This window comes from Serratia sp. Nf2, assembly GCF_003028435.1.
Taxonomy (GTDB): domain Bacteria; phylum Pseudomonadota; class Gammaproteobacteria; order Enterobacterales; family Enterobacteriaceae; genus Serratia; species Serratia marcescens_L.
On sequence record NZ_PYTW01000011.1, the window covers coordinates 203411 to 220403 of the forward strand.

Annotated in this window: 14 protein-coding genes and 2 pseudogenes; 6 read left to right on the forward strand and 10 right to left on the reverse strand. The window is 59.6% G+C overall.

Annotated features, from left to right (window positions below; translation table 11 throughout):
- Positions 1-18 precede the first annotated feature (18 nt).
- Both C9411_RS22245 and C9411_RS22250 read left to right on the forward strand, forming a co-directional pair.
- Complete coding sequence (locus tag C9411_RS22245; protein WP_063990661.1) at positions 19-1050, forward strand: methionine synthase; 1032 nt, start codon at positions 19-21, stop codon at positions 1048-1050.
- Between the two features lie 173 nt (positions 1051-1223).
- Positions 1224-2573 carry an aromatic acid/H+ symport family MFS transporter gene (locus tag C9411_RS22250; protein WP_107227948.1) on the forward strand — a complete coding sequence of 450 codons (1350 nt, stop codon included), beginning with the start codon at positions 1224-1226 and terminating at the stop codon, positions 2571-2573.
- 81 nt (positions 2574-2654) lie between these two features.
- Here the strand turns inward: C9411_RS22250 and mscS are convergent, their stop codons facing one another.
- A complete protein-coding gene (mscS, locus tag C9411_RS22255; RefSeq protein ID WP_025304177.1) occupies positions 2655-3521 on the reverse strand; it encodes a small-conductance mechanosensitive channel MscS in 867 nt (288 codons plus the stop codon).
- Positions 3522-3726: 205 nt separating this feature from the next.
- Between mscS and C9411_RS22260 the strand changes: the two genes are divergently transcribed.
- Positions 3727-4395, forward strand: coding sequence for a DUF1345 domain-containing protein (locus C9411_RS22260; protein ID WP_063990659.1), 669 nt, complete (start codon positions 3727-3729; stop codon positions 4393-4395).
- Positions 4396-4613: 218 nt separating this feature from the next.
- On the opposite strand, the gene fbaA is transcribed toward C9411_RS22260, so the two are convergent.
- The 8 genes and pseudogenes from fbaA to C9411_RS22295 all read right to left on the reverse strand — a co-directional run bounded on the left by fbaA (position 4614) and on the right by C9411_RS22295 (position 13652).
- On the reverse strand, positions 4614-5693 hold the full coding sequence (gene fbaA / locus C9411_RS22265) for a class II fructose-bisphosphate aldolase (RefSeq protein WP_025304179.1): 1080 nt from the start codon (positions 5691-5693) through the stop codon (positions 4614-4616).
- A 116-nt stretch (positions 5694-5809) separates the two neighbouring features.
- Positions 5810-6973 carry a phosphoglycerate kinase gene (gene pgk / locus C9411_RS22270; protein ID WP_025160206.1) on the reverse strand — a complete coding sequence of 388 codons (1164 nt, stop codon included), beginning with the start codon at positions 6971-6973 and terminating at the stop codon, positions 5810-5812.
- Between the two features lie 70 nt (positions 6974-7043).
- Positions 7044-8060 carry an erythrose-4-phosphate dehydrogenase gene (gene epd / locus C9411_RS22275; RefSeq protein ID WP_004931582.1) on the reverse strand — a complete coding sequence of 339 codons (1017 nt, stop codon included), beginning with the start codon at positions 8058-8060 and terminating at the stop codon, positions 7044-7046.
- 313 nt (positions 8061-8373) lie between these two features.
- Positions 8374-8496, reverse strand: a pseudogene (locus C9411_RS26095) (LysR family transcriptional regulator); the annotation flags it as partial.
- 69 nt (positions 8497-8565) lie between these two features.
- Positions 8566-9636: an ABC transporter ATP-binding protein gene (locus C9411_RS22280; protein WP_063990658.1), complete on the reverse strand. Its 1071-nt coding sequence runs from the start codon at positions 9634-9636 to the stop codon at positions 8566-8568.
- Positions 9629-11398 (reverse strand): iron ABC transporter permease, encoded by a 1770-nt coding sequence (locus tag C9411_RS22285; RefSeq protein ID WP_107227949.1) that lies wholly within the window; start codon positions 11396-11398, stop codon positions 9629-9631. The genes C9411_RS22280 and C9411_RS22285 overlap by 8 nt, the downstream gene beginning before the upstream one ends.
- A gap of 78 nt (positions 11399-11476) precedes the next feature.
- Positions 11477-12565, reverse strand: coding sequence for an ABC transporter substrate-binding protein (locus C9411_RS22290; protein WP_060441366.1), 1089 nt, complete (start codon positions 12563-12565; stop codon positions 11477-11479).
- A gap of 169 nt (positions 12566-12734) precedes the next feature.
- Positions 12735-13652 carry a DMT family transporter gene (locus tag C9411_RS22295; protein WP_049199314.1) on the reverse strand — a complete coding sequence of 306 codons (918 nt, stop codon included), beginning with the start codon at positions 13650-13652 and terminating at the stop codon, positions 12735-12737.
- 293 nt (positions 13653-13945) lie between these two features.
- Here C9411_RS22295 and C9411_RS22300 point away from each other — a divergent pair, with 293 nt between their 5' ends.
- The 3 genes from C9411_RS22300 to brnQ all read left to right on the forward strand — a co-directional run bounded on the left by C9411_RS22300 (position 13946) and on the right by brnQ (position 16725).
- Complete coding sequence (locus tag C9411_RS22300; protein ID WP_048234649.1) at positions 13946-14278, forward strand: tRNA-binding protein; 333 nt, start codon at positions 13946-13948, stop codon at positions 14276-14278.
- 30 nt (positions 14279-14308) lie between these two features.
- Positions 14309-15190: a 2OG-Fe dioxygenase family protein gene (locus C9411_RS22305; RefSeq protein ID WP_107227950.1), complete on the forward strand. Its 882-nt coding sequence runs from the start codon at positions 14309-14311 to the stop codon at positions 15188-15190.
- A gap of 212 nt (positions 15191-15402) precedes the next feature.
- Entirely contained in the window at positions 15403-16725 is a 1323-nt protein-coding gene (gene brnQ / locus C9411_RS22310; protein WP_063990657.1) for a branched-chain amino acid transport system II carrier protein, read from the forward strand.
- Between the two features lie 89 nt (positions 16726-16814).
- On the opposite strand, the pseudogene C9411_RS22315 reads toward brnQ, so the two are convergent.
- Positions 16815-16993: pseudogene (locus tag C9411_RS22315) on the reverse strand (transketolase); the annotation flags it as partial.

Here is a 16993-nt window from a genome sequence, read left to right on the forward strand (position 1 = left end):
AATTACAGGTTATCTATCATGAAAATATTGCTCCCTACCTCGACCGCCGGCAGCTTGCCCAAACCTTCCTGGCTGGCCCAACCGGAAACCCTGTGGTCGCCCTGGAAATTGCAGAATGAAGAATTAATCGAAGGGAAACAGGACGCTTTGCGTTTGTCGCTGGCAGAGCAACAACAGGCCGGCATCGATATCGTCAGCGATGGCGAGCAAACGCGCCAGCACTTCGTCACGACGTTTATCGAGCACCTCAGCGGCGTCGATTTCGAGAAACGCGAAGTGGTTAAAATCCGCAATCGCTATGAGGCGAGCGTGCCGACCGTTGTGGGTGCGGTGGCGCGTCAAAAGCCCGTTTTCGTTGAAGACGCCAAATTTTTACGCCAGCTGACCAAACAGCCGATTAAATGGGCCCTGCCGGGGCCGATGACCATGATCGACACGCTTTATGACAGCCACTATAAAAGCCGCGAAAAATTGGCCTGGGAATTCGCCAAGATCCTCAATCAGGAAGCCAAAGAGCTCGAGGCCGCCGGCGTCGACATTATTCAGTTTGATGAGCCCGCATTTAACGTGTTCTTTGACGAGGTGAATGACTGGGGCATCGCCGCCCTGGAAAGGGCCGTTGAGGGGCTTAAGTGTGAAACGGCGGTACATATCTGCTATGGATACGGCATTAAGGCCAATACCGACTGGAAAAAGACGCTGGGCTCCGAGTGGCGGCAATATGAAGAGGCGTTTCCTAAGCTGCAAACATCTACTATCGATATTATCTCGCTCGAGTGTCATAACTCGCACGTGCCGATGGATCTGCTTGAACTGATTCGCGGTAAGAAAGTGATGGTCGGCGCCATTGATGTAGCGAATCATACCGTTGAGACGCCGGAGGAAGTGGCCGCTACGCTGCGCAAAGCGCTGCAGTTTGTTGATGCCGACAAGCTCTATCCGTCGACCAACTGCGGCATGGCTCCCCTGCCTCGTCAGATCGCCAGCGGCAAGCTGAATGCCTTAAGTGCGGGCGCCGAGATCGTGCGCCGTGAACTGTTAGCCAAATAACCTTGCCAAGCGCCCGCCACAGGTACCTCCTGCGGCGGGCGATGATCATTCAACTCCCTCTCCCCGCAACGTTCCCCCTCTGGTGTATACTCGGGTTTCTACGCGATGCCAGCCACAGCGGCCTGAACGGCCCCTCAGCCAGCCCACAACAGCTTAATAACAGTGGAACCCTCATGAGCCCAGATACCGCTCGCATCAGCGAAATTATCGATCGCGCCAGGATCTCGCCCTATCAAATCCTCATCCTTACCCTGTGTTTCCTGATCGCCCTGCTGGACGGCTTCGATACCGCCATCATCGGCTATATCGCCCCGGCACTGCGCGAAGAGTGGGGCCTGCAGCCCTCGCAGCTCTCCCCCGCCTTCGGCGCAGGGTTGTTCGGCCTGCTGATCGGCAGCCTGCTGTTCGGGCCGATCGCCGACGCCATCGGCCGCAAACGCGTGCTGCTCGTCGCGGTGCTGGTGTTTGGCGGCTGTACCCTGGCTTCGGCCTATACGCATTCGATCGAATCCCTGACCCTGCTGCGCTTTATCACCGGCATTGGCCTCGGGGGCGCGATACCGACCTGCATCACCCTTAGCGCTGAGTACTCACCGGCACGCCGGCGCATGCTGATGGTCACCCTGAGCTGGAGCGGCTTTACCGCAGGGCTTGCCCTGGGTGGCCTGCTGGCCGGGCAGATCATTCCTGCATTCGGCTGGCGCGGCGTACTGCTGGTCGGCGGCATTGCGCCATTGGCGCTGCTGCCGCTGCTGGCCTGGCAGATGCCCGAGTCGGTACGCTTTATGGCCGCCAGCGCCAAACATGCCGATCGGCTGCGCCGGGTGGTCGAGCGTATCACCGGCCAGCGTTGGACGGGGGTCACCATCGTCGATGACGAACGCCCGGCACAGGCTACGTCGCCGATCTCGCACCTGTTTATCGAAGGGCGCGCCGTGCGCACCCTGTTGCTGTGGGCGGCGTTCTTCTGCTCGCTGTTCGTGTTCTACCTGCTCACCAGTTGGCTGCCGACGATCCTCAAAGACGCCGGTTACGATATCGCCCACGCCTCGCGCATCGGGGCGATGGTGCCGCTCGGCGGCACCCTGGGCGCCATCCTGATGGCGCTGCTGATGGACCGCGTCGGGCCCTACCGCGTGCTGGCCGTCTCCTACCTGGGCGCCGCGCTGGTGATTGGCGCAACCGGGTATCTGATGGACGACGTCTATATGCTGGCCACCGTTGTGTTCCTGATAGGTTTCGGCGTAGCCGGCGCGCAAAACGGCCTGAACCTGGTCTCCGCCACCCTTTACCCGACCGCAGCCCGCGTCACCGGCGTCAGTTGGGCCATGGCCAATGGCCGCTTCGGATCGATCGTCGGCTCGATGCTCGGCGCCTGGATGATGACCGCCGCAGGCTCGGCGGAAGTGTTCTTTCTTTGGCTCGCGCTGCCGGCGCTGCTGGGCGCCGTCGCCATCTTCCTGCTCTATCGCCTCAGCCTGCGCCGCCGCGCACCGCTCGCGGAAACGGCCGCCGGCGCCTGAACTCGCGGAAAAGAAAAGGCCGAGACGCCATCGGTGACGTCTCGGCCTGTAATGAAAAAGGGGGCCAGGCCCCCTTCTCTGTTATTCCGCCTTGGCGGAAGCGTCTTCGGTGCGATACAGGTGCACGTCCATCTGCGGGAACGGAATGCCGATGTTGTGGGCATCCAGCGCGCGCTTGAAGTTTTCCATCAGATCGAAGTACACATTCCAGTATTCCGCGTTGGTGGTCCAGGAACGGGTGACGAAGTTCAGGGAAGACGGCGCCATCTCATTCAGACGCACGGTCACGCCTTTGGCGTGCATGATGCGCTTGTCGGCGGCGATCACGTCGCCCAGCACCTTCTTCACCACGTCGATATCGGCGTTGTAGGCCACGCCTACCACGATATCCACGCGGCGGTTCGGCTCGCGAGAATAGTTGATGATGTTGCCGGCGATGATTTTACCGTTCGGCACCACGATGGTTTTGTTGTCTGCGGTGCGCAGGGTGGTGGAGAAAATCTGCACCTGATCGACGGTACCGGCCACGCCGCCCAGATCGACATATTCACCCACGCGCAGCGGACGGAAGATCACCAGCAGCACGCCGGCGGCGAAGTTGGACAGCGAGCCTTGCAGCGCCAGGCCGACGGCCAAACCGGCGGCACCCAGCACGGCGATCACCGAGGTGGTCTGCACGCCGACGCGCCCCAGCACGGCAATGAAGGTGAACGCCAGCACGCCGTAGCGCACGATCGCCGACAGGAAGTCGGCCACCGTGGCGTCGATGCCGCGCAGTTTCATCACGCGGTTCAGCGCATTACCGACTACGCGGGCCACGATCGAACCGATGATCAGGATAACGATGGCGGCGACGATGTTCACCGCGTACTGGATCAACAGATCCTGGTTCTTCACCAACCAGTTGCCGGCACCGTTGATGCCGTCTACTACATTCAAATCTTTCATTCGTGTCGTCCTAACTCAGTCCCTAACGGGAGAAACTCGCAAAAATACACTGGCCTCGGCAGCCAGTAGGAAACCACCGCCTAAGGGTAACCAACATTAAAGGCTCATGCCAACCGTCAGCGTTAAAAATAGCCGAAACTGCCCGCCGCGTCTTCTATGCTGAGAACAGCGCGTTGGCCATTTCACGACAAGGGATCCGTTAATCATGCACGTTCGCTCTTCGCTCAAACATTATTGGCAAGTGCGGCCCAGGCTGCTGTTTTCCGTCGGCGCCGGGCTGTTGTGCTTTCTGCTGCTGCCCGCCCAGTTCTCGCTGCTACAGCGCCTGATGATTGGCTGGAATACGCTGGCCTGGCTCTATCTGCTGTTTCTCTGGCGGCTGATGTTGGTCAGTACGCCACAGCACATTCGCCAGATCGCTCGGCGGCAGGACGAAAGCGCCAGCACGGTGTTGGCGCTGGTTAGTTTCGGTTGTCTGGTGAGCATTCTGGCGATCCTGTTCGAGTTGAGCAGCGCCAAACAGGCCAGCGACTCGCTGAAAACCCTGCATCTGGCGTTAACCGGCGGAACGCTGGGGGTCTCCTGGCTGCTGCTGCCGACCGCCTTCACCATGCACTATGCCCACCAGTTTTATCGCCAGGGCGCGCAGCAGGATCCTTTGCCGCTGCTGTTCCCCGGTAACCTTACCGATCCGACCTATCTGGATTTCGCCTACTTCTCCTTCACCATCGCGGTCGCGTCGCAAACCGCCGACGTGGCGGTCGGCGCCGCGGAGGTGCGTAAAATTGCGCTCGTGCAGTCGGTTATTTCGTTCGTGTTCAACATGCTGATCCTGGGCCTGTCTATCAACGTCGGTGCCGGCCTGCTGGGCTGAAACGAAAAAGGCTCCCCCGCAGGGAGCCTTTAAATCACAAACAAAGGAGGAAAAAACGTGGTTTTCCTCCTTTGTGATCATCAGCCGAAAATCAATAAATTGATTTTCCTTATTTTTTATATTTTGCCAATGGCAAGCCAGGCAACGCCATCAGGCTTGTCATAAACAAAAAGGCTCCCCGCAGGGAGCCTTTTGCATCGGGCAACAGGTGCCGAAGATTACAGAACGTCTACCGCGTTCAGATCTTTGAAAGCCTGTTCCAGACGCGTCACCATGCTGGTCTGCGCTGCGCGCAGCCATACGCGTGGATCGTAGTATTTCTTGTTCGGTTGATCGGCACCTTTCGGGTTGCCCAGCTGACCCTGCAGGTAAGCTTCGTTCGCTTTGTAGTACTGCAGGATGCCATCCCAGGTTGCCCATTGGGTGTCGGTGTCGATGTTCATCTTGATCACGCCGTAACCCACAGACTCTTTGATCTCTGCGTCGGTAGAACCGGAACCGCCGTGGAACACGAAGTTCAGGCTGTTGTGCGGCAGGTTGAATTTCTTGGACACGTAGTCCTGAGAATCACGCAGGATGGTCGGGGTCAGCTTGACGTTGCCTGGCTTGTACACGCCGTGCACGTTACCGAAGGAGGCAGCGATGGTGAAGCGCGGGCTGATGGCGTTCAGTTTTTCGTACGCGTAAGCCACGTCTTCCGGCTGGGTGTACAGGGCGGATGCGTCCATATGGCTGTTGTCCACGCCATCTTCTTCACCGCCGGTGCAGCCCAGTTCGATTTCCAGCGTCATGCCGATTTTGGCCATGCGCTTCAGGTAGGCGCTGCAGATCTCGATGTTTTCTTCCAGAGACTCTTCAGACAGATCGATCATGTGAGAAGAGAACAGCGGTTTGCCGGTAGCGGCGAAGTGCTTCTCGCCGGCGTCCAGCAGGCCGTCCAGCCATGGCAGCAGTTTCTTCGCGCAGTGGTCGGTGTGCAGGATCACTGGCACGCCGTAGTGTTCAGCCATCTGGTGAACGTGGTGTGCGCCAGAGATGGCGCCCAGAATCGCTGCGCCCTGAGGCACATCGGTCTTCACGCCTTTGCCGGCGATAAACGCGGCGCCGCCGTTGGAGAACTGAACGATGACCGGCGCGCGCACTTTAGCCGCGGCTTCCAGCACTGCGTTAATGGAGTCGGTACCCACGCAGTTTACCGCTGGCAGCGCAAAGTTGTTCTCTTTAGCAACTGCGAAGACTTTCTGAACGTCATCACCCGTGATGACACCCGGTTTTACGAAATCAAAAATTTTAGACATGTTACTTTGTCCTGTTTCGTCGGCCGTAGATGGATGTAAATCGATGTTTTCACGCCGCGCAGCGTGAGCCGCGCGGTATAAAACAAACGGGCGGCTTTCGCCTCCCGTTGTCTGAATTACTGCTTAGCGCGCTCTTCCAGCATCACGACTGCAGGCAGCGGTTTCCCTTCAACGAATTCCAGGAATGCGCCACCGCCGGTGGAGATGTAGGAAATTTTGTCAGCGATACCGAACAGATCGATGGCTGCCAGAGTGTCGCCGCCGCCAGCGATAGAGAAAGCGTCGCTATCGGCGATCGCGCGGGCGACAATTTCGGTGCCCTTACGGAAGTTAGGGAACTCGAATACGCCAACCGGGCCATTCCACAGAATGGTCTTGGCGTTCTTCAGGATAACGGCCAGACGCTCGGCAGAGACGTCGCCCATATCCAGAATTTGCTCGTTGTCCTGGATCTCGTTGGCCTGCTTCACGGTCGCGGTCGCGGTTTCGGAGAACTCGGTCGCGACGCGCACGTCGGTCGGAACCGGGATGTCGCAGGTTTCCAGCAGTTTCTGCGCGTTCGGGATCAGGTCAGGTTCGTACAGGGACTGGCCCACGTTGTTGCCCTGCGCCGCCACGAAGGTGTTGGCGATGCCGCCGCCGACGATCAGCTGATCGGCGATTTTGGACAGGGAATCCAGCACGGTCAGTTTGGTGGACACTTTAGAACCGCCCACGATGGCGACCATCGGACGGGCCGGGTTGCCCAGGGCCTTGCCCAGCGCTTCCAGCTCGGCGGACAGCAGCGGACCGGCACAGGCGACAGGCGCGAACTTGCCCACGCCGTGGGTGGAAGCCTGCGCGCGGTGCGCGGTACCGAACGCGTCCATCACGTACACGTCGCACAGCGCCGCGTATTTCTTGGACAGGGTTTCGTCGTCTTTCTTCTCGCCCTTGTTGAAACGGACGTTTTCCAGCACCACCAGTTCGCCTTCGGCAACGTCGACGCCATCCAGATAATCCTTCGCCAGACGCACTGGGGATTTCAGGTGATCTTTCAGGTAGTTGACAACAGGCAGCAGGGAGAATTCTTCGTTGTACTCGCCTTCGGTAGGACGACCCAGGTGGGAGGTTACCATCACGCGGGCGCCTTGCTTCAGCGCAGCTTCGATAGTCGGCAGGGAAGCGCGGATACGCGCGTCGGAAGTCACTTTACCGTCTTTTACCGGCACGTTCAGATCGGAGCGGATCAGTACGCGTTTACCCGCCAGATCCAGATCGGTCATCTTAATTACAGACATGGTGAACCCTCTTTATTGAATCTCTATAAAATTGCCTGAGCAGCGCGCCAACCACGCCGGCGCCGCCGTACTAGAAACCGCTGGCGGCCATTGCCCGTGTTGTATCCAACATCCGATTGGCAAAGCCCCATTCATTGTCGCACCAGACCAAGGTCTTTATCAGGTGCTGCCCGCTGACCCGGGTCTGCGTACCGTCGACGATAGCGCTGTGCGGGTCATGGTTAAAATCGATCGAGACCAATGGTAATTCCGTGTAGTCAACTATACCACGAAATGATTCCCGTGCGGCCTTTTGCAACAGCTGGTTGACCTCCGCCACCTTCACCGCGGCGCTCACGCTGACGCTGAGATCGATAGCCGTCACGTTGATGGTCGGCACGCGCACCGAGATAGCCTCAAAGCGATCGCAAAACTGCGGGAAGATACGGGTAATGCCCGCGGCCAGCTTGGTGTCGACCGGAATGATCGACTGGCTCGCCGCGCGGGTGCGCCGCAAATCCGCGTGATATGCGTCGATCACCGGCTGATCGTTCATCGCCGAGTGAATGGTGGTCACAGTGCCCGATTCGATGCTGTAGGCATCGTCCAGCAGCTTGATTACCGGAATAATGCAGTTGGTGGTGCACGAGGCGTTGGACACGATGCGATGTTCCGCCAGCAGCGTCTGATGGTTGACGCCGAACACGATGGTGGCGTCCAGATCGTTGCCGCCCGGATGGGCGAACAGCACTTTCTTCGCCCCCGCCGCCAGATGGGCTTCGCCATCCGCCCGGCTGCCGTACACGCCGCTGCAGTCCAGCACCACGTCGACGCCCAGCTCGCCCCAGGGCAACTGCTCTACCGCCGGCTGATGCAACAGGCGAATCGCGTCGTCTCCGACGCTCAGCGTGTCGCACTCTTGCCGCACATCCCACGCGAAACGGCCGTGGCTGGAATCGTACTTCAACAGATGGGCCATGCCCTCGGCATTCGCCAGCTCGTTGATCGCCACCACGGAGATTTCCGCCCGTCGTCCCGATTCGTACAGTGCGCGCAATACGCTGCGGCCGATGCGGCCAAAGCCGTTTATCGCTATGCGGATGGTCATGCTGCTCCTGAAAAAGGGCCGTCCCCGCCGGGCTGACTCACCGGCGCCGGACAGGCGCTGACTGGTTGTCTCACTAACCCGCATAGAGTAGTGGATCGCACCGCCCGCTGTGAATCGCCGCGTTTGCATTATTCCCGCGCTTCAGCGGCTTTTCGCCGCCGTCACATCGGCATTTCTGTCGAAGAGTGCTTCAACTGAAACGCTTCAGCTGAGCATAAACCAAAGTTTTGGCAAAAGGAACAGGTGCAACAGTTCCACAAGTAACGGAGGGGAATTTTACGAGCATAAGATGATCTGGCGCACATTTTTGGCCTTAAGGCCGCGGCGGATTTTCGCTCGCCGGCCCCGTTTCGCCGTAGTGCTCGCGGAAATAGTCGCGCAAAAATTCGACCGTCACCCGCACTTTTGTCGACGTTGCCAACCGGGAAACGTACACCGTCCGGAAAAGATCGCCGCTAGCAGTTTAACTCTGTAAACGGAGCGCCCGCGCCTGCGGGCGTCCTGACTAGGCTTTCGGGAATATCCACAGATGCTCGGCCGGCAGGGAGAGCCGGCACAGCGTCCGATCGCGCGCTTCGTGGCCATAGGCGCGCACCACGAAATCCTCGGCCACGGTGCGGAACAGGTATTCCCAACGATCGCCGAGATACATGCTGGTCAACAGCGGCAGCTCAAGCTGGTTGCCCTGCGGATCTTCGCCCAACCGCACGCGCTCCACGCGGATCACCGCCGAGCCCTCCTGGCCAACCTGCACGCCTTCGCCCGCTTTGCCCCACAGCGCCCAATCCTTGCCTTCGATGCGCGCCCGGTCGCCTTCCAGCGCCACGATCTTGCCCGGCAAGCGGTTGTTGCTGCCCATGAACTCGGCGGTGAACAGCGTGGTGGGCGAACCGTACATCTCCTGCGGCGTGCCCTGCTGCTCGATTTTGCCGTTATTGAGCAGCAGGATGCGATCGGAGATGGCCATCGCCTCGTTCTGATCGTGGGTCACCATCAGCGCCGACAGGCCGAGCTTGATGATCAACTCGCGCAGGAATACCCGCGCCTCTTCGCGCAGCTTGGCGTCAAGGTTGGACAGCGGCTCGTCCAGCAGGATCACCGGCGGGTTGTAGACCAGCGCACGCCCGATCGCCACGCGCTGCTGCTGGCCGCCGGAAAGCTGGTGCGGATGGCGCTTGGCCAGATGCCCCAACCCGAGCTGATCCAGCACCGCCTGCACCCGCTGGGTGATTTCCGCCGAGGCGGTCTTACGCAACTTCAGCGGGTAAGCGACGTTCTCAAACACCGTTTTATGCGGCCACAGCGCGTAGGACTGAAACACCAGCCCCAGGTTGCGCTCTTCGGCGGGAATTTCGCTGCGTGCGCTGCCGTTGTATACCGCATTATTGCCGATGACGATCCGGCCCTGGCTCGGTTTCTCCAGCCCGGCCACCGCCCGCAGCAGCGTGGTTTTGCCGCTGCCCGACGGGCCCAGCAGCGAGACCACTTCGCCCCGTTTCAGATCCATCGACACCCCTTTCAGCACCGGATTGTCGCCATAGGTCAAATGCAGATTCTCTACCGAAAGTTCAATCATGTAATTTCACTCCAAAGCGCAAGGCAATCCCCAACCCCAGCACCACCAGCAGGATATTGATGAACGACAGCGCGGCGACGATATCGATAGCGCCCGCGGCCCACAGGGAAACCAGCATCGAGCCGATGGTTTCCGTGCCCGGAGACAGCAGATACACCCCGGTGGAATATTCGCGTTCGAAAATCAGGAACATCAGCAACCAAGAGCCGATCAGGCCGTAGCGCGACAGCGGAATGGTAACGTGGCGGGTGATCTGCCCACGGCTGGCGCCGGCGCTGCGCGCCGCCTCCTCCAGCTCCGGCCCCACCTGCAACAGCGTCGAGGAGATCAGCCGCAGGCCGTAAGCCATCCACACCACGGTGTACGCCAGCCAGACGCTGAAGATGGTGCTGCGCAGCGAACGCAACCAGACAATCCAGTTAGCACGCAGCCACTCGGCCATCGGCAGCGCCGACAGCCAACCCTCCTTGAGCGATTTGTCCAGCCACATCGGCAGGAACAGAAACACCCACAGGAACGCCAGACCGGCCAGCAGCCCCGGCACCGCGCGCGGCACCAGCACGCTGTAGTCGAGGAAGCGCGTGGCGCCATCCGGCTTGCGGTGCATGGCGATGCCGATAAACAGGTAGCACGCCACCGCCAACGCCCCGCCGATTACCCCAATCGCCATTGAGTTGACGATGGCGCGCAGCAGGTTGGGCTGCGCCCAGATGGTGCGGAAGGTGTTGATCGACAGTTCGTCCCAGACTGACACGCCCACGCCCCAGTTGGAGATAAAGGCGCGCAGCACCACGCCGATCAGCGGCACGCCGATGGTCACGGTCAGCCAGAACACCACCACCGCGCCGGCCACCCAGCGCCATTTGCCCAGCGGCAGCGCGCGGGCTTGCGAGGCTTTGCCCTTGACGGTGACGAAACGGTTGGCGGTGCGCATCAGCCGGCGCTGCAGCATCACCAGCGGAATGGTGATGCAGATCAGCACTACCGCCACCGCCGCCATCAGGTGGTAAGACGGCGTGCCCAGCTTGTTGGTCAACTGGTACAGGTAGGTCGCCAGCACCAGGTTGCCTTCCGGATCCCCCAGCACCAACATCAGGCCGAACACTTCCAGCCCGAGAAAGAACAGCAGCACCCCGGCATACAGGATAGACGGCCGCACCATCGGCAGACTGACGGCGGTCATGACCTGCAGCGGCGTGGCGCCGGCGGTGCGCGCCGCTTCTTCAACGTCCGAACCCACGCTGCGCAGCGCCGAGGAGATATACAGATACGCGTGGGGCACGTGCGTCAATCCGGCTATCACCACGATGCTGGCCATCGAATAGATGTTCCACGGCACGAAGCCCAGCAGCGCCTCCGCCCACAGCGAGAAGAAGCCCACCGGCCCCGCCGCCACCACGTAGCCGAAGCCCAGCACCATCGGCGACACGAAGATCGGCACCAGAATCAGCGGCTCGATGATCCGCCGCCCCGGCAGATCGGTACGCACCATCAAGAAGGCTAAAATGCCGCCGAGCGGGATGGCGATGATTACCAGGCCGAATGCCAGAATAAAGCCGCTTCTCAGCGCTTTGTAGAAATCCGGATCGGTAAAGATGAACTCGAAGGCCTCCAGGCTGAAGACCTTGGAGGGAGAGAAGAACGGTGCCGAGAGGAAGCTTTGAATGATGATAAACGACAGGGGGACATAGATAACCAGCGCGGTTATCAACACCACCAGGCCACGCGGCAGGCTCTGCCACTTTCTGCGCCATGCTTGCATAAATGCTCCCTATGGTTGTAAACGACGACCAAAGGGCGCGCGCCTCTGCGACAGGCGCGCGTCCGAATGCAGTCCCTGTTACTTCGCCGCGGCGGCGCGCCATTGTTTGATGTAATCGAGGCGTTTGGCCGGCTGCAGATATTCCAGCAGGCTGTCGTCGACCGGAATCGGCTTGAGCGCGTTGCCCAACAGCTTGGTCATGCCGTCGATGTCGTTCTTGCCTTCGATATCGTTGCGGATCGAGGGGATATCCGCCTGATTGGCGAGAATATTTTGCCCTTTCTCCGACAGCACATAGTCGAACCACAGCTTGGCGGCGTTAGGGTTGCCGGCCTCTTTGCTGATGAAGCTCACGCGCGACAGCACCAGGGTATAGTCTTTCGGATAGACGATGCCGAGCGACGGGTCGCTCTTGGCGCGGGCCTCGGCGTAAGAACCGAGGATATTGAAGCCGATCAGGTTTTCACCGGAAGAAACGCGCTCCATCATGGTGCCGGTGGAGGATTGCACCGCCAGCCCGCCCTTGGCCACGTCGGCCAGCGTTTTGAAGTAGTTAGGATCGGCCTTGAAGTCCTGCACCGACAGCATGAAGCCGACGCCGGATTTTTCGATATCGTACGTGGTGACTTTCTTCTTGAATTTGTCCGTCTGGCCGGCGATCAGCTTGGCCAGCGCCGCATGCGAATCCGGCACATCGCCTTGCGGGATCAGGCGTTTGTTATAGATAAACACCACCGGCTCATAGGTGGTGCCATACACCTTATCTTGCCATACCGCCCATTTCGGCAACTGAGCCTGCTCTGGGGAGGCGTATTCCTGCGCGTAATCGCCCGCCAGTTTCAAAATGGTGTCCATCGACGAACTCCACACCACGTCGCCGCTGGTGCCGCCGGCCGCCTGCTCGCTGATAAAGCGGTTATACAGTTCGGTGCTGTTCATGTCGTTGTATTCGACCTTGATGCCCGGATACAACGCCTCGAACCCCTGGATCAGCGGCGCCGCCGCCTTGGTGTCGGTGGTCGAGTAAATCACCACCTTGCCTTCTTTCTTCGCGCCGTCGACCCGTTTCTGATAGTCGGCGGGGTAGCCCGCCGGGAAGGCCGCATAGGCGGAAACGGAGCCCAGCAAGGTGATTGCCGCTACGGTCGCGCTGATTTTTTTCATCATCATCATCCATCCCATGATCACATTTAATAAACCAAAAATTAACATATAGTTAATAAGTGTGACGAGGCAACGGCGTTGCTTTGTTATCTTTCGGTTTTGTGAGATTGGACGTTTTTCAGCCAATAAAAAAGCCCGGCAGCGCGGGCTTTACGGCACTTCCTGTTGCAGACTATTCGGCCAGGCGAGAGCGCCGCAGCAGGCGAATTCGCTGTACGATGGCGACCCCCAGCAGCGTCAGCACAAACCCTGCCAGCTGCAGCAACGACAGCGCCTCGCCAAACAGCGCGTAAGCCTGCAGCGCCGCCGCCGGCGGCACCAGCAGCATCAGCGCGGTAATGCGAGTCAAGTCGCCGTGGCGCACCATCCAGATAAACAGCGCGGTGCCGCCCAGCGACAACACGCCGGCCGACCACAGCAGCGAGAACCACAGCGTCGGCGAATTATCCCAGGCACCGGAGCCCATCACGGCCGCCAGCACGCCGGTCACGATCGCGGCGCCGAGGTGCTGAATGGCACCTGCCGCCCGCAGATCGGCCGCCGCCAGCGAAGACTTCTGCACCATGATGCCGATCGTCAGCGCAACGATGCTGCCAAACCCCATCAGGATCGGCAACAGCGCCATATTGCCGACGTCGATACCTGTCAGCCGCGGGGAGAGCACCAGCGCAACGCCGATAAAACCGACCGCCAGCCCGGCCCATGAACGCAACCCTATAGGCTTACGCAGCACCAGCGCGAAAATCAGCGCGGTAAACAGCGGCTGCAATCCGCCAATGAGCGACATCACCCCGGCCGCCAGGCCGTTCGCCACCGCCCACCAGCTTGCGGCGAGGTAAACGCCGTTCATCAGCATGCCGGTCAGCAGGTGCATCACGAACTGTCGCCCCTTGGGCCAGGCGCAATGCAGCGCCAGCAGAGCGAATACTGCCGCGGCGATCAAAAAGCGAAAGGTCAGGAAAAGGTTGGGATCGGCATGATCCGCCACCGCCCGCGCGGCAATAAAACCGGTCGACCAAATTAATATCAGGAAAAACGGCGCGATAAATGCCTTTCGCCGATCGCGTTTTTCGCGCTGGGTTATTTCCATATCACTACCTGAAAAAATGCGGCTGATGAATTAATGCGGAACATACTAACCAATTTAACACCGGCTTAACAGCATCGACATCGCCCCCTCAAGCCTGCGCAATGAACACTATTGCGGGAAATAATGACGTTTCAATCTTATATAATTCACCAAACTTATAATTAATCCCACCACGTTACGATAATGTAAATTAATTGCTACATCAGGTATAACTCCTCCCCTCTTGGCAACATTGTCGGAATAATTCCCCTTTGCTAGCCTTCCTGAAGCCACTTAATTAACTGGACTGACTTATGGCCGAAATCACTGATTTTATGAAACTGGATATGCGTATTGGCGAAATTATTTCCGTGGAATATAACGACAAGGCGTTAAAGCCCGCCTATAAGCTGCGCATTGATTTCGGCGAAGAAATTGGCATTAAAAACAGCTCGGCGCAATTATGCGAAAACTATCAGGAAGATGATCTGCTCGGCAAAAAAGTCATCTCCGTCGTTAATTTCCCCGCCAGGCGGGTTGCTGGATTTAAATCCGAAGTGCTGGTACTTGCCGCGGTCACCCGGGATCAAGGCACCGTCTTGCTGAAAACCGATTTCGACGTGGAGATCGGCAGCAAGATTTTATAATCGCCACATCATTCGTGAGGCCACCGAGAAATGCGACAGTTATCCCTGCTTGATGAAGTTAAGAAGGCGTACCAGGAACACCGTTCAGCCTTTATCCCCGGCGCCACCATGCAAGCGATCTTGCTGGCGCTGGGCGCGCGGCCGGAAGATTTCGCCAAGCTGCAGCAGGTCAGCGGCAATCTGGCGGACGATCCCACTCTCCCCTTCCGCAAGTCCAGAAACGGCCGCTTCTGTTTCGACTTCGATCGCGCCCAGATTGAGCGGCTGGAGTTCCAGCCTTTTGTGCTCTCGGTCGAGGAAGACTTCATCCGCTACGATTCGGGAAAGGTGCGCCACTTCCGCGGCATCAACGACGATCTGCAGTTGAATACGGCATTCCAGGCGCTGATGAAATTCAAAGCCTACGTGATCGATGGCGTGAGCGTGACGCCGCGCGCCCGGCTTAATCAGGAGATCAACAAGTTCGTCTGCACGGTGTTCAACCTGCGCACCGTCACCACGCCGCAGATGCTGGGTGAACCGGCGCTGGAAGGCGTGCACAGCGACGGCGTCGACCACACCATGACGACCTTCCTCGGCTGCGACAACATGACCGACGACAGCGCCAAGACCTTTATTCACGATATGCGCGAAATCAGCGGGATCAAATTCGATCGGGCCCGGCCGGAATGGATTTTGGGCGAAATACAGCATCGGCATTTCCTCGATACCCTGCTGATTGTCGATCATGAACGCAAACACAGCCTCTCACCGGTGGAAGCGCAGGACAAACGCCGGCATTCGACCCGCGATATGCTGATCTTTTTCACCCGTAAACCGGTCGAAGACGGCCACGTCTCTTTCGCGTATGACTCTTTCAAACCGCATATCGAAATCCCGCTGTCGATAGACATGGTGGCGCGCGCGAGCTAACGCGCTACCGGGTCGGCCGCCAGGATTTATCTGTGCGGCCGGTTCACGCCAGGATAAACAGCGCTGTATTAATCAGGTTTTTGTCGCCGAATTATTATATCCTGCCGGACGAAAATTTTGCGGGCGCTCGCTGCCCCCTGAGCCTGCCCTCTGCAGTTATCCATTCCGCAGCAGGCCGTTTATTTCATGAATACAGGCAGTGCCATACCGTTATGACCAAGAGTTTATCCCCGAAAGACATTATCGCCCTGGGCTTTATGACCTTCGCCCTGTTTGTCGGTGCCGGCAACATCATTTTCCCACCGCTGGTGGGGCTGCAGTCCGGCGAACATCTGTGGCCGGCCGCCCTCGGGTTTATGGTGACCGCCGTCGCCTTGCCGGTGATCGCCGTGATCGCGCTGGCGCGCGTCGGCGGCAGCATTAGCCTGCTCACCGGCCCCATCGGCCGCACCGCCGGCCTGCTGTTGGCGACCGTCTGCTATCTGGCGCTCGGCCCGCTGTTCGCCACGCCGCGAACCGCCAATGTCTCTTTCGCCCTCGGCATCGCGCCCTTCACCGGCGACGGCGCCCTGCCGCAGTTCATCTACAGCCTGCTGTTCTTTACCCTGGCGATGATCGTCTCGCTGTATCCCGGCCGCTTGCTCGATAACGTCGGCCATATTCTGGCGCCGCTGAAAATTCTGGCGCTGGCCGCGCTCGGCATCGCCGCCCTGGTTTGGCCCGCCGGTGAACCGGTCTCCGCCGTCGGCAGCTATCAAGCATCGGCGTTTTCCACCGGCTTCGTGCAGGGTTATCAAACCATGGACACGCTGTCGGCGCTGATGTTCGGCTCGATTATCGTCACCGCCGCCCGCTCGCGCGGCGTCAGCGACAGCGGCCTGCTGCTGCGCTACACCCTGTGGGCCAGCCTGATCGCCGGCATCGGCCTGACGCTGGTCTATATCTGCATGTTCAAACTCGGCGCCGGCAGCGGCAGCCTGGTCGAGAGTGGCGCTCAGGATGGCGCGGCGATCCTGCACGCCTACGTACAACACACCTTCGGCGATCTGGGCAGCGTCTTTATGGCGGTGCTGATGTTCATCGCCTGCCTGGTGACGGCGGTCGGCATGACCTGCGCCTGCGCGGACTTCTTCTCCCGCTATCTGCCGCTCTCTTACCGCTCGCTGGTGGTTATCCTCGCCCTCTTCGCCATGCTGGTCTCCAACATGGGGCTGGCCAACCTGATCCGCGTCTCGCTGCCGGTGCTGACGGCGATCTATCCGCCTTGCATCGCGCTGGTGTTACTCAGCTTCAGCCAGAACCGCTGGCGCAGCGCCAAGCGCGTCTTCGCGCCGGTGATCGCCACCAGCCTGGTGTTTGGCCTCGCCGACGGCCTGAAGGCCTCCAGCTTCAGCGGCCTGCTGCCCGCCTGGTTCGATAAGCTGCCGCTGGCCGAACAGGGTCTGGTCTGGCTGCAGCCTACGTTGCTGGTGCTGTTGCTGGCGGCGGCTTACGACCGGTTGCGCAGCGTCGAAAGCGCCAACGCCGCGTCGTAAGCGCCAACGCCGCGTCGTAAGCGCGGGTTCCGCCCATAAAAAAAGCCGGTCACGATGACCGGCTTTTTTATCGGCTGGCGCCGGGTTGCTTATTTCAGCAGCGCCTGCGCCTTGGCCACCACGTTGTCCACGGTGAAGCCAAACTCGGCGAACAGCTGCTCCGCCGGCGCCGACTCACCGAAGGTGGTCATGCCCACGATGGCGCCGTTCAGGCCCACGTACTTGTACCAGTAGTCCGCGATACCCGCTTCCACCGCCACGCGCGCCG